This is a genomic window from Paracoccus sp. R86501, assembly GCF_042466435.1.
Lineage (GTDB): Bacteria > Pseudomonadota > Alphaproteobacteria > Rhodobacterales > Rhodobacteraceae > Paracoccus.
Genome location: NZ_JAXHPZ010000001.1, coordinates 1,889,730 through 1,902,116, shown reverse-complemented (window position 1 = coordinate 1,902,116; position 12,387 = coordinate 1,889,730). Strand labels below are relative to the sequence as shown.

The 12,387-nt window shown below is 63.2% G+C and carries 13 protein-coding genes; 6 read left to right on the top strand and 7 right to left on the bottom strand.

Annotation, left to right across the window (positions count from 1 at the left end; all coding sequences use genetic code 11):
• Positions 1–3 precede the first annotated feature (3 nt).
• The 4 genes from SJY40_RS09200 to ectA are packed head-to-tail and all read right to left on the bottom strand — an operon-like array spanning position 4 to position 3,731.
• Complete coding sequence (locus SJY40_RS09200; RefSeq protein WP_378945364.1) at positions 4–1,443, bottom strand: aspartate kinase; 1,440 nt, start codon at positions 1,441–1,443, stop codon at positions 4–6.
• Between the two features lie 3 nt (positions 1,444–1,446).
• A complete protein-coding gene (locus SJY40_RS09195; protein ID WP_378945361.1) occupies positions 1,447–1,839 on the bottom strand; it encodes an ectoine synthase in 393 nt (130 codons plus the stop codon).
• A gap of 4 nt (positions 1,840–1,843) precedes the next feature.
• Complete coding sequence (gene ectB / locus SJY40_RS09190) at positions 1,844–3,139, bottom strand: diaminobutyrate--2-oxoglutarate transaminase (protein ID WP_378945358.1); 1,296 nt, start codon at positions 3,137–3,139, stop codon at positions 1,844–1,846.
• 55 nt (positions 3,140–3,194) lie between these two features.
• Positions 3,195–3,731 (bottom strand): diaminobutyrate acetyltransferase, encoded by a 537-nt coding sequence (gene ectA / locus SJY40_RS09185; protein ID WP_378945355.1) that lies wholly within the window; start codon positions 3,729–3,731, stop codon positions 3,195–3,197.
• 228 nt (positions 3,732–3,959) lie between these two features.
• Between ectA and SJY40_RS09180 the strand changes: the two genes are divergently transcribed.
• A complete protein-coding gene (locus tag SJY40_RS09180; RefSeq protein ID WP_378945352.1) occupies positions 3,960–4,463 on the top strand; it encodes a MarR family winged helix-turn-helix transcriptional regulator in 504 nt (167 codons plus the stop codon).
• A 15-nt stretch (positions 4,464–4,478) separates the two neighbouring features.
• Here the strand turns inward: SJY40_RS09180 and gndA are convergent, their stop codons facing one another.
• From gndA to SJY40_RS09165, 3 genes are all read right to left on the bottom strand, one after another.
• A complete protein-coding gene (gndA, locus tag SJY40_RS09175) occupies positions 4,479–5,879 on the bottom strand; it encodes an NADP-dependent phosphogluconate dehydrogenase (protein WP_378945349.1) in 1,401 nt (466 codons plus the stop codon).
• Positions 5,880–5,918: 39 nt separating this feature from the next.
• Positions 5,919–6,392 (bottom strand): PaaI family thioesterase, encoded by a 474-nt coding sequence (locus tag SJY40_RS09170; RefSeq protein WP_378945347.1) that lies wholly within the window; start codon positions 6,390–6,392, stop codon positions 5,919–5,921.
• Positions 6,393–6,546: 154 nt separating this feature from the next.
• Positions 6,547–7,092 (bottom strand): biotin transporter BioY, encoded by a 546-nt coding sequence (locus tag SJY40_RS09165; protein WP_378945344.1) that lies wholly within the window; start codon positions 7,090–7,092, stop codon positions 6,547–6,549.
• A 250-nt stretch (positions 7,093–7,342) separates the two neighbouring features.
• Between SJY40_RS09165 and SJY40_RS09160 the strand changes: the two genes are divergently transcribed.
• The 5 genes from SJY40_RS09160 to SJY40_RS09140 are packed head-to-tail and all read left to right on the top strand — an operon-like array spanning position 7,343 to position 12,386.
• Positions 7,343–9,631: a putative monovalent cation/H+ antiporter subunit A gene (locus SJY40_RS09160; RefSeq protein WP_378945342.1), complete on the top strand. Its 2,289-nt coding sequence runs from the start codon at positions 7,343–7,345 to the stop codon at positions 9,629–9,631.
• A 1-nt stretch (position 9,632) separates the two neighbouring features.
• Positions 9,633–10,052: an MnhB domain-containing protein gene (locus SJY40_RS09155; RefSeq protein WP_378945339.1), complete on the top strand. Its 420-nt coding sequence runs from the start codon at positions 9,633–9,635 to the stop codon at positions 10,050–10,052.
• Between the two features lie 2 nt (positions 10,053–10,054).
• Positions 10,055–10,417 carry a Na+/H+ antiporter subunit C gene (locus SJY40_RS09150; protein ID WP_378945336.1) on the top strand — a complete coding sequence of 121 codons (363 nt, stop codon included), beginning with the start codon at positions 10,055–10,057 and terminating at the stop codon, positions 10,415–10,417.
• Positions 10,414–11,913, top strand: a complete 1,500-nt coding sequence (locus tag SJY40_RS09145; protein WP_378945333.1) for a Na+/H+ antiporter subunit D — start codon at positions 10,414–10,416, stop codon at positions 11,911–11,913. Before SJY40_RS09150 ends, SJY40_RS09145 begins: the two co-directional genes overlap by 4 nt.
• On the top strand, positions 11,910–12,386 hold the full coding sequence (locus SJY40_RS09140; RefSeq protein WP_378945330.1) for a Na+/H+ antiporter subunit E: 477 nt from the start codon (positions 11,910–11,912) through the stop codon (positions 12,384–12,386). Before SJY40_RS09145 ends, SJY40_RS09140 begins: the two co-directional genes overlap by 4 nt.
• Position 12,387: the final 1 nt, after the last annotated feature.

The following is a 12,387-nucleotide window of genomic DNA, read 5'->3' as shown; positions in this document are numbered from 1 at the left end:
GTGTCAGGCGGCTTTCCGGACCGGCTGCGCCTGATCTTCGACCAACGCGCGGTGCAACGCCTTGATGACGCCTGCCAGCGCGTCGCGTTCGACGATGAACTGCACATCGACCGGACGCGGGCCCTGAGTCGCACCTATCGCCTCCAGATCGGCGGCGGCCAAGGCGTTTAGGCCACGGCTAAGGACTGCCAGACCGTTCAGATCACGACCAACGGCCGCGGCCATTGCGACTGCGCGAGACGAGACATCCGCCGAGGGATAGCGTTCCGTCAGGTCTTTTTCGACGCGGCGCAGAACCTTCAGGCTGCTGTTAACGTAATGCGTGATCGTATTGGCGTTCGACACCTTGCTGACGATGCGAACCTTGTGACGGGTCAGCACTTCCAGAATGAAGGCGTCATAGCCCTTGGCACCGACCATATCCTGTTCGAACAGCTCCAGCGCGAAGACATCCAGACCGGTGACGATCTCGACCGCCGGTTCGGTGGCGGGCTGGTCGTCGATCAGGGTACCGGGGTCATGCGGCTCGAACGCGTTGGTCACGCGCAGGGGAACGCCGGACTGGCGCAGGGTCTTGGCGGCTTTCGGGTGGATCGCCTCCATCCCCAGGTTCGACAGCTGGTCGGCCACGTCGTAATTCGTGCGGCCCAGCTTGCGGACGGCATCCGCGCCGACAAGGTTCGGGTCCGCCGAGGACAGGTGGAATTCCTTGTGGATGATCGCCTCGCGCGCGCCGGTCAGGGCGGCCAGCCGCGAGAATGTCACCTCGGAATAGCCGCGGTCGAATTCGCGCATCAGACCTTCGCGGCACTGGGCATAGCCGGTGACGATCGGGATTTCCGTCTGCGGATCGACACCCTGCATCGCACCGGTAATGCGTTCGTCGAGGCTTACCTCGCCCTCGTCACGCCAACCCGACAGGTTGACGAAACGCGCCTGAACGCCAGCGCGCTGGATCATCAGCGTGGTGACAAAGGCGGAATGCGCTTCGCCCAGGCCGGACAGCAGTTCGCGGGTCTGCAGCATATGTTCGGACAGGCGGAAGTGGCCATAGGAACACAGGCGTTGCAAATCGATCAGGCAGTTGCGGGCGCCCAGCACGCGATCGCGCACGAAGGCATCGGCGTGTTCCAGATCACCCGGATGGGTCAGGATCGTGCGATGCGCCTCGATCATGGCATCGGCGACGCGGTCCAGCGCCTCCAGCCAGCCGTGATCGCCGTCGCCATTGGCAAAGGCTGCATAGACGCCGGGCTTGCCCGACTTCTTATGCTCCAGCAGCAGGTTCGTGATGCCACCGAAGGCCGAGACCACGAAGATCCGACCATAAAGGTCGGTCCCCGTGCGGTCGCCGATCAGCAGCGTGTCGCGCAATTCATGGACCCGCGACATCGACGTGCCACCGATCTTTTCGACGGTGTGAGTTTTGTTCGGGTCTGTCATGATTTACGCCGTTTCTGCGGCAGGTGCATAGCTGCCGTCTTCGCGGTGAACCTCGGTCCCGGTCACCGGCGGGTTGAAGCAGCAGGCCATGACCAGCGTTTCTTCAGCACGCAGGATGTGCTTGTCATGCAGGTTCAGCGCATACATCACACCCGGCGTGATTTCATGCGTTTCGCCGGTGCCCAGATCGGTGATCGAGCCTTTGCCCTGCATGCAGAACACGCTTTCGAAGTGATGCTTGTAGTGGAACTGGTGTTCCGAGCCTGCGTGCAGGGTGGTGATGTGGAACGAGAACCCCATTCCATCATCAGCCAGCAGCATGCGGACCGAGTTCCACTGGGCGTCCGAAACCGAACGGTCGGTGTCTTTGAGTTTGTTGAAATCGCGAACAATCATAATATTACTCCGCTGCAATTTTGGTCGTGGAAAGAACGTCGCGGGCCGCATCAAGAAGGATGTCGAAGCCCCTGTTGAAAACCTCGGTGGGCGTGGTCAGCGCGGCCAGAACCTTGACCACCTGATCCTCATTGCCAGAGGTTTCGATGATCAGGCCGTTTTCAAAGGCACGTGCACAGATAGCAGCTGCCAGTTCACCGGTGCCGACATCGACGCCGCGCATTAGGCCGCGACCCTTCAGATAGGCGCCGGGGACCAGATCGGCCAGTTCGGTCAGGCGGGTCTCGATCAGCTTGGCCTTTTCGGCCAGCTCGGCCTCGAAGGCCTTGTCGGACCAGAACTTTTCGATGGCGACACGGGCGGTCACGAAGGCATGGGTGTTGCCACGGAAGGTGCCATTGTGTTCCGCAGGTCCGAAGATGTCATGTTCGGGACGCACCAGAACCATCGCCAGCGGCAGGCCAAAGCCCGAGATTGATTTGGCCATCGGCACCAGATCCGGCACCACGCCCATATCTTCGAACGAGAAGAACTTGCCCGAACGGCCGCAGCCTGCCTGAATGTCGTCCAGGATCAGCAACGCGCCGTGACGCTTGGCGATATCTGCCAGCTTCTGCACGAATTCTGTCGATGCTGCGTTCAGGCCACCTTCGCCCTGGATCGTCTCCAGCATGATCGCGGCAGGGGCATCGATGCCGCCCGAGGCGTCCGACAGCATCTGGTCCAGCAGCGCTGCGCTGTCCAGTCCGTCTGCATAGCCGTCATAGGGCATACGCGTCACGCCGGTTGCATCCATACCAGCGCCGCCGCGGTGGTAACCGTTGCCGGTTGCGGCCAGCGCGCCCATGGTCACGCCGTGGAAACCGTTGGTGAAGGCCACGATATTGGTGCGCCCCGTGGACTTGCGGGCGATCTTCATCGCGGCTTCGACGGCATTGGCGCCGGTCGGGCCCATGAACATCACGCGGTGATCCATGTCGCGCGGTTTCAGGATATGCGTTTCGAAGGCGTTCAGGAAGTCTGCCTTGGTCGTGGTGTGCAGGTCCAGACCATGCGCGATGCCGTCGTTGGTGATGTGGTCGACCAGCGCCGCCTTCATGTCGGGATCGTTATGGCCATAGTTCAGCGACGAACAGCCAGCCAGGAAATCGATGTATTCGGTGCCGTCTTCGGCGCGCATGATCGATCCGCTGGCCGAGGTGAAGACATTCGGGATGCCCCGGCAATAGGACCGCGCTTCGCTTTCGCGACGGGTGAAAATGGACTTGTCGGTGTCAGTCGTCATCATGTCGTTGGACATAGGATATCCTTTCGCATCAAGATGCGTTCTGAATTGCTTAGATAGCTGAATGAACTTAGGCGGCTTTCGCCTGCATCGCGTCCGAGGGCAGGGTGATCGTCACCATATGCTCGGTCGCGTGATGGCCGGCGAAATGCCGGTGGCGCATGAAATGGGGGTCATCGCTCAGCTTACCGCCGGCATGGCGGGCAAAGCTGCGGAACAGACCCCAAGATGCGTCGTTATCCAGCGTAATTGTAGTATTGATGCGGGTCGCGTCGGCGCATTCCTTGCGTCCGACCAGATATGTCAGCATCTTGCGTCCCAGCCCCAAACCACGGGCTTTCTTGCCAACTGCGACCTGCCACACGAACAATGCGTCCTGGTTCGGGATCATGTGACCCGAAATCCAGCCCACCACTTCCCCGTCCAGCTCCGCCAGCACGCAGGTGTCGCGGAAATGTTCGGCCTGCACCAGATTGCAGTACATCGAGTTTTCGTCCAGCGGCTTGCAGCTGCGCACCAGATCCCAGATGGCGGCGCCATCGGTTGCATCAGGCTTGCGCAGGGTCAGCTGCTGGGGGCGTTCGATGTCTTGCATGTCTTTGGGCATGTGCGGCTAGGTCCTCAGTTGCTTCGACGGTCTAACTAATGAACTTCACCTAAGGTTGCAAGAGAATCGCAAATATTTGGGGCTTTTCAGCTAAGTAACTTAGATTTAAAGGCTTATTCGCGCTTTTCGACACGGGTCCGTGATGAAACCCATTCGTCAAGCAAATTATTTAGCAGACAAAGCAATCGGCATTGCCCTGCCGCACCCCCGAATGGCATGATGGAACCCATGACCCAGCCCACGCCCTATCCCCGCACGGATGACGCTCTGATCGCGCTTCGACGCATTCTGAGGGCCACCGAACAATACGAACGAGAGCTTGCGCAATCGGCCCGCTTGACGCCTGCCAAGCTGCGCGTGTTGCAGATCCTTGCGGGGGCCGAGGGCAAGCGGGCCACGCCCACGACGCTGGCGGGGCGGATGGGTGTCAGCCAAGCGACCGTGACGGCGTTGGTCGATCAGTTGAACAAGCTGGGTCTGACGTCGCGCGAAAGATCGGTGACCGACCGGCGACAGCTGCACGTGATCCTGACGGATGGTGGCGCCGAGGCGCTGCGCGATGCCCCCGACGCGCTGCAGCAGCATTTCGTCACGGGGTTCCAAAGCATGGAAGACTGGGAACAGTCGATGCTGGTGGCTGCGCTTGAGCGTGTGGCCGCCATGCTGAACGCGCAGGGCATCGATGCCTCGCCCGTACTGACCTTGGGCGAGATCAGCCGCCCGCGCGGCTGATCCCTGGATCGTCGGTCAGGCGTTGCTGCCCCAGGGGCCATGCGCGTCCTGAACCTCGTCCAGACGCTCGAACCCGTGGGCGCCGAAGAAGTCGCGCTGTGCCTGCAGCATGTTGGCCGTGCCGCGCGCCGTGCGCATCATGTCGAACCACATCAGCCCCGAGGCCAGCGCGGGCAGCGCATGTCCGGCGGCGATGCCCTGCGACACGACCTGGCGCAGGGCGGGCACGCCCTTTTCGATCAGATCGGCAAAGAAGGGCGCCATGATCAGGTTGCGGTCGGGGTTTTCGCCCAAGGCATCAGCCATGTCGTTCAGCATTGAGGACCGGATGATGCAGCCCGCGCGCCAGACCTTGGCGATCTCGGGCAGGTTCAGGGTCCAGCCGAAACGGTCCGAGGCACCCGAGATCATCGTGAAGCCCTGCGCATAGCACATGATCTTGCCGACGATCAGCGCCTGTTCCAGCGCCTTCGGGTCCAAGTCGCAGGGCTGGGGGGCGGCGCCGAAGCGGTCCTGACCGGCCTTGCGTTCGTCCAGACGGGCCGAGACATTGCGCGCCATCACGGCGGCCTCGATCACGGGGATGGGGGCGGACAGGTGCTGCGCCTCGATCGCGGTCCAGCGGCCGGTGCCCTTCTGGCCCGCGCGGTCCAGAATGACATCGGGCATCGCCTTGCCGGTATGCTTGTCAGCGGCCGCGGTGACCTTGGCCGAGATCTCGATCAGATAGCTGGACAGCACGCCCTCGTTCCAGCCGCTGAAGACGTCGGAAATGGCAGCAGCGTCCATGCCCATGCCGTCGCGCATCAGGCCATAGACCTCGGCGATCATCTGCATGTCGGCGTATTCGATGCCGTTATGGACCATCTTGACGAAGTGACCGGCACCCGCGTCGCCCATGCGGGCCGCACAGGCTTCGCCGTCATCAGCCTTGGCTGCGATCGCATTCATCACGCTGGACACACGGTCCCAGTCCGCTGCATCGCCGCCGCCCATGATGGCCGGACCGTGACGCGCGCCTTCTTCGCCACCCGAGACGCCCATGCCGAGGAAGTGGAACGGCAGGCCCGCATCGCTGCGGCGGTTGGTATCGTGGAAATCGGCATTGCCCGCGTCGATCACCAGATCGTCCGCGCCCAGCAGCGGGGTCAGCGCCTCCAGCTGCGCATCGACGGCGGGACCTGCGGGGACCATCAGGACGATGGCGCGAGGGGGCGTGATGGCGGCAACGAAATCGGCCAAGGTCTCGGTCGGGATGACGCTCTCGGCCAGATCGCCCGCGGTTGCGTGGAACTTGCGCGTCACCTCGGTGGTGCGGTTCCAGACGGCGATGGGGAAGCCCTTCTCGGCGATGTTCAGCGCCAGCGCCGCCCCCATGGTCCCCAATCCGATCAGTCCGATATTAGCCTGTGCCATCAATCCACCCTTCGCGGTTCACATCAGTTTCGCGGTTGTCTACGACAAGCCGGGGGTGGTGTCACGAGGGGGCGCCGCGTCCCGCATGCAGATTAGGGTCTGCAGGCCCGTCGCCACATGGGTGCGGTCATCGCCGTGATGGGCATGGACGTCCAACTGGCAAACGGTCAGCGTCCGGCCTGACTTGATCACCCGCCCCACCGCCTGCAGCCAATCGCCGCGGGCCGGGGCCAGCAGGTTCATCTTGAATTCGGTGGTCAGGACGGTGCTGCCCTGGGGGAACTGCGTAAAGCCGGCAAAACCGCCTGCCGTATCCGCCAGCGCCGAGGTCGCACCCGCGTGGAAGAAGCCGTGATGCTGGGTAAGCTGCGGCCGATAGGGCATGCGCAGCGTGACCTCTCCGGGGCGGATGCAGGCGATTTCGACGCCCAGATGTTGCATCAACCCTTGGGCGGCAAAGCTTTCCTCGACCCGGCGGATGATGTCGGCGTGCAGGGGTTCGTTGTCGGGCATGTCGGTCGCGTCCTTTCACGGGAACGGTTGCGTGACGCCCGACAGCTTGCACATCGTGCAGCGGTGGCGATAGCGCAAATGCCCGTGATGACGCAGGGTCAGAATGCGCGAAGGGGGCCGATGGCGGCCCCCTTCGTTGTCGTTGCGGGTTGGCTCAGCCGCGAAGGCGGCGACTGGCCTGCAGCATCATCGTCCCCAAGGCGATCTTGACCATGTCGCCCAGGATGAAGGGGGCCACGCCCACGGCCAGCAGTTTGTCCGACGGCACGAAGCCCGACAGCCAGATCAGCCCCGGGACATAGATGGCGACGGTCCCGGCGATCAGCGCCACGGCCTGCATCCCCAGGCCCCGGCCGCGTGCCAGAACGCCGGTCACGACCATGGCCAGCGCCATGCCGATCAGGAAGCCGGTCGTCGGTCCCGCCAGATAGGCCAGCCCCAGCCCACGTTCGGGCGATCCGGCAAAGACCGGCAGCCCCGCGATGCCCGCCGCCATATAGGCCCCCATGGCCGCCAGCCCCAGACGCGGCCCAAGCCCCGCCGCGATGACCAGCACGGCCAGCGTCTGCATGGTCATCGGGACGGGCCAGAAGGGCACCTGCACCTTGGCGCCAAGCGCGATCAGCGCCGCCGCCGCCAGCGTCAGGCCGATCTGCATGGCCGGGTTCCGGGTGTCGATAAGCGTCTTGGCGTGCTGCATGGGATATCCTTTTCATGTCTGTCGAATCACGACGGGCGGACCGCCGCTTTCGCGCGCCATTGTGAAACCAAGGTTGCCCCTGCGGCAAGTGCGCGCCCGCGATCGCCCGTGCATTTCCGTCCGATCATTCACGGATCGCGGATCGTTTTCGTGATGTTCAGGACGATTAGCGGCGGTGGGCGTCTGTTTTCCGCCCGGAAAGGGTGCTAAGACCCTGCGCCAACTGCATGCCGCGACAGAGGTTCGAGACATGGCTGACGACTATATCAAGGTGCCCCGTGTCATGGGCGGACCTGCTGGCTGGATCTCGATCGTGTTTCCGGCGGCACTCTTCATCTATTTCGCGGGTCTGCTGCCGCAGATCGCCGAGGCGCCCATCCTGCGTGGCATCGACTGGGTGCCATCGCTGGGCATCCGCCTGTCGGTGATTCTGGACGGGCTCAGCATGACCTTCGCGTTGCTGATCACCGGAATCGGAACGGCGGTGACGCTTTATTCCTCGAAATATCTGGGCGATCACCCGCATTATCCGCGCTTTGTCAGCTATCTGCTGATCTTCATGGTGGGGATGCTGGGGCTGGTGTTGGCCGACAACCTGATCTCGGTCTTCGTCTTCTGGGAGGTGACGACGATCTCCTCCTACCTGCTGATCGGTTTCAATGCCGACAAGGCGGCATCGCGGCGTTCGGCCTTGCAGGCGCTGCTGGTCACCGGGGCAGGGGGGCTGATCCTGCTGGCGGGCATCATCGTTCTGGGCAACATCACCGGCAGCTATGAGCTGTCCCAGATCCTGACGCAGGGCGAGATGATCCGCGCCCATCCCTGGTATCTTGCGATCCTGCTGATGTTCCTGGCAGGGGCATTCACCAAATCGGCGCAGGTGCCCTTCCACTTCTGGCTGCCCAATGCCATGGCCGCGCCGACGCCGGTTTCAGCCTATCTGCACAGCGCCACGATGGTGAAGGCGGGCGTCTTTCTGATGGCGCGCATGAACCCCGCGCTGGGCGGCACCGACGTCTGGTTCTGGGTGCTGACCATCTTTGGCGGCGTGACGGCGGTCTTCGCCTCGGTCATGGCGCTGCGTCAGACGGACATCAAGCAGGTGCTGGCCTATACGACGCTGATGGCCCTTGGCACGCTGACGATGTTCATCGGCGCGGGCACGCATTACGCGATCTCGGCGGCGATGCTGTTCCTGGTGGTGCATTCGCTCTACAAGGCGGCGCTGTTCCTGATGATCGGCATCGTGGACCATTCGACGGGTACGCGCGATGCGACGGTGCTGCGGGGCCTGGGCCGTGCGATGCCGCTGACCGCGCTGGCCGCCGCACTGGCGGCGCTCAGCATGGCGGGCATCCCGCCGCTGGTGGGCTTCGTCGGCAAGGAATATATGTACAAGGCCAGCCTTGGTCTGGATCAGGGCATGATATGGGTCACGGCAATGACCTTTGCCGCCAGCGCGCTGATGTTCGTGGCGGGGGGCATCGTCGCGCTGAAGCCCTTCCGCGGGCAGCTGGCCGAAACGCCGCACAAGGCGCATGAAGGTCCGTGGCAAATGCTGGCCGGTCCGCTGGTTCTGGGCACGATGTCGCTGACCTTCGGCCTGATGCCGGACTTGCTGGGCGAATACATCGTCGGCCCCGGCGCACGTGCCGTCTATGGCCCGCATGAGGATCTGCACCTGCATCTGTGGGGCGGCTTCAACATGGCGCTCTATCTGTCGCTGGCGACATTCGCGGCCGGTCTGCTGATGTACCTGGTCCACACCCGCATCCGCGGTGTCCTGACCCGCATCGAGACCCGCAATCCGATCGATTTCGATGCCGGATGGGACCGCCTGCTGGACGGCTTCAAGGCCTTCGCCGCATGGCAGACGGCGCTGATCCAGACGGGCAGTCTGCAGCGCTATATGGCGGTGATCTTTGGCGCCTTCATCGTGATGGTCGGCGGTACCTATGTGGTTAAGGGCGCCTTTACCGGCCTTCCCGGTCTGTCGCAGGCCGAGGCGCATCCCGTGCAATGGACCGTGCTGGCGCTGATCGCGGTCGGGTCCATTCTGGTGGTCTGGACGCACAGCCGGATGACGGCGGTGGCGGGCATGGGCGTGGTGGGCATCGGCGTGTCGCTGATCTTCATCATCTTCAGCGCCCCCGACGTGGCCATCACCCAGCTGCTGGTCGAGGTTCTGGTCGTCGTGCTGGTCAGCCTTGTGATGCTGCGCCTGCCCTATCTGCCGCGCCGGTCGTCCAAGACCTTCCGCACCGGACATGCGATCATCGCAGGCGGGGTGGGGGTCGTGACGACCTTCCTGATGATCTCGGTTCTGGGCAGCGATTTCGATCCGCGCCTGACGCAGTTCTTCGAAAAGGCTTCCTATCCCGATGCCCATGGCCGCAACATCGTGAACGTGATCCTGGTCGATTTCCGCGCCTTGGATACCTTCGGCGAAATCACCGTGGTCACCATGGCGGCCATCGCGGCCTATGCCCTGCTGCGCGGCGTCAAGAAGGCCGTGCCGGACGACGAGAGGGAGACATAAGATGCAGTCGCTGATCCTGACCACGACCACACGCCTGCTGGTCGCCCTGCTGCTTGTGTTTTCAGTCTATGCGCTGCTGCGCGGGCATAATTTGCCGGGCGGCGGTTTCATCGGCGGGCTGATCGGGGCCACGGCCTTCATCCTCTATGCCCTCGCGGCTTCGGTCGAGGATGCAGCACGCGCGCTGAAGGTCGATCCGGCCAATCTGGCCATGCTGGGTGTCGGCGTCGCCGGGCTTGCAGGCCTGTCGGCAGGTCTGATGGGCCAGCCGTTCTTCACCGGCCAGTGGCTGTTCCTCTTCGCCGAGGATGGCGGCAAGGGAATCCCGATCTCATCGGTGCTGTTCTTCGACATCGGCGTCTACATGGCCGTCTTCGGCGGTATCCTGACGCTGGTCTTCGCCTTGGAACGGGAGATCTGATCGTGGAGCTGTTGCTTGCAATCACCATCGGCATCGTCGTTGCCACATCCGTCTATCTGATGCTGGACCGCAACGTGCTGCGGTTCCTGTTCGGGCTGGTTCTGCTGTCGAATGCGGTCAACCTGGTGATCTTTGCCGCCGGACGCCTGACCGCGGGCAAACCGCCGCTGATCCCCGAAGGGGCCTATGCCCCCGAGGGACAGGTCGCCAACGCCCTGCCGCAGGCGCTGGTGCTGACGGCCATCGTCATCGGCTTCGGCCTTCTGGCCTTTGCGCTGGCGCTGGTCTATCGCACCTACAAGTCCCTTGGCACCGTCAACAGCGACGAAATGCGCCTGGCCGAGCCCGAGGATACCCATAAATGAGCTGGCTTCTTGTCTATCCGATCATCATTCCGATGATGACCGCCGTTGCCTCCTATCTGTTCCGCCGTTCGCCCGCCGGGCGCTGGATTTCCCTTGCGGGTACGGGCGCGCTGTTGCTGGCCAGCGGGCTGCTGATGGCGAACGTGTTGCAGCAAGGCGTGATCGCGGCGCAGATGTCGAATTGGGACGCGCCCTTCGGCATCACGCTGGTCGCCGATTACCTCAGCGCAGTGATGGTGGTCATCACCGCCATCACCGGCTTTGCCACCGTGGTCTATTCCTTCGCCGAAATCCCGCGCCGCCTTGAGCAGCTGGGCTTTCACGCGCTGTTGCAGGTGCTGCTGGTCGGCGTCTGCGGTGCTTTCCTGACGGGCGATCTGTTCAACCTCTATGTCTGGTTCGAGGTGATGCTGATCGCCAGCTTCGGCCTGCTGGTCCTTGGCGGATCGCGCGAACAGCTGGACGGCGGCATCAAATACGTGACGCTGAACCTGATCTCGACGATCATGTTCCTGACCGGTATCGGCCTGCTTTACGGCATCACCGGCACGCTGAACATGGCCGACCTGCATCTGGCCGTGCGCAATGTCGAAAACACCGGCCTGCTGACCACCATCGCCGTGATGTTCATGGTGGCCTTCGGGGTGAAGGCCGCGATGTTCCCGCTGTTCTTCTGGCTGCCCGCATCCTATCACACGCCGCCCGTCGCGGTTTCTGCGATCTTCGCGGGGCTGCTGACCAAGGTGGGGGTCTATGCGCTGATCCGCGCCTTCACGCTGATCTTCGATCAGGACATCGGCTTTACGCATACGATCCTGCTGTGGCTTTCGGTCATCACCATGGTGACGGGCGTTCTGGGCGCCGCGGCCATGAACGATTTCCGCCGCATCCTGTCCTTCCACATCATCAGCCAGATCGGTTACATGATCCTGGGGCTGGCGCTTTACACGCCGCTTGGCCTGATGGGGGCGGTCTTCTATCTGGTGCACCACATCATCGTGAAGGCGAACCTGTTCTTCGTGGCGGGCGTCGCCAAGCGCATCGCCGGATCGACCGAGCTGTCGCGCATCGGCGGGCTTTATGCCCATGCGCCGCTGCTGGCCTTCCTGTTCCTGATCCCGGCGTTTTCGCTGGCGGGCTTCCCGCCGCTGTCGGGCTTCTGGGCCAAGTTCATCGTCGTCAAGGCGGCGCTGGATCTGGACATGTGGGTCGTCGGTGGCCTTGGGCTGGCGGTCGGCCTGCTGACGATATTCTCGATGACGAAAATCTGGGGGGCGGCCTTCTGGCCCGACCACCCCGACGGGATCAAACCGCGGCTGTCGGATATTCCGATGGGACACCGCATGGCGCTGATGCTGCCCATCGCGACGCTGGCCGCCATGACCTGCGTCATCGGCATCTTCCCCGAGCCTTTCGTCCAGTTCGCCGAACATGCCGCCGGCCAGTTGCTGGACCCGACCGCCTATCTTGAGACAGTTCTGGGGGTGCAGCCGTGAACCTCTTTGCCATCAACATGTTCCTGGCCTTCGCTTGGGTCGCACTGACGGGCGGGGTCACCCTGTCGGGTCTGATCACCGGCTTCCTGCTGGGGCTGGCCGCGATGTGGCTGGTCAGGCCGCTGTTCCCGTCGTCGCGCGGCTATTTCATGCGGCTTTATTACTGGACGCGGCTGGTGGTGATGTTCATCTATGAACTGGTCGTCAGCTCGTTCTCGGTTATCAGCGACGTCTTCACGCCCGGTCAGGACAGCAAGCCCGCGCTGATCGCCATTCCGCTGAACGTCACCACCGACCTGCAGATCACCATGCTGGCGAATTTCATCTCGCTGACGCCGGGCACCCTCAGCCTGGACGTTTCGGATGACCGCAAGACGCTGTATATCCACGCGATGTTCGGCGACGACCCCGACGCGATCCGCGCACAGATCCGCGACCACTTCGAGGTCTGGGTCCGCGAGGCAACGGAGTGAG

Coding starts and splice junctions, on each gene's coding strand:
- SJY40_RS09165 (WP_378945344.1), bottom strand. CDS start 7,092: ATGCAGCACGCCAAGACGCTTATCGACACCCGGAACCCGGCCATGCAG.
- SJY40_RS09200 (WP_378945364.1), bottom strand. CDS start 1,443: ATGACAGACCCGAACAAAACTCACACCGTCGAAAAGATCGGTGGCACG.
- ectB (WP_378945358.1), bottom strand. CDS start 3,139: ATGTCCAACGACATGATGACGACTGACACCGACAAGTCCATTTTCACC.
- SJY40_RS09180 (WP_378945352.1), top strand. CDS start 3,960: ATGACCCAGCCCACGCCCTATCCCCGCACGGATGACGCTCTGATCGCG.
- SJY40_RS09195 (WP_378945361.1), bottom strand. CDS start 1,839: ATGATTGTTCGCGATTTCAACAAACTCAAAGACACCGACCGTTCGGTT.
- SJY40_RS09160 (WP_378945342.1), top strand. CDS start 7,343: ATGGCTGACGACTATATCAAGGTGCCCCGTGTCATGGGCGGACCTGCT.
- gndA (WP_378945349.1), bottom strand. CDS start 5,879: ATGGCACAGGCTAATATCGGACTGATCGGATTGGGGACCATGGGGGCG.
- SJY40_RS09155 (WP_378945339.1), top strand. CDS start 9,633: ATGCAGTCGCTGATCCTGACCACGACCACACGCCTGCTGGTCGCCCTG.
- SJY40_RS09170 (WP_378945347.1), bottom strand. CDS start 6,392: ATGCCCGACAACGAACCCCTGCACGCCGACATCATCCGCCGGGTCGAG.
- ectA (WP_378945355.1), bottom strand. CDS start 3,731: ATGCCCAAAGACATGCAAGACATCGAACGCCCCCAGCAGCTGACCCTG.
- SJY40_RS09145 (WP_378945333.1), top strand. CDS start 10,414: ATGAGCTGGCTTCTTGTCTATCCGATCATCATTCCGATGATGACCGCC.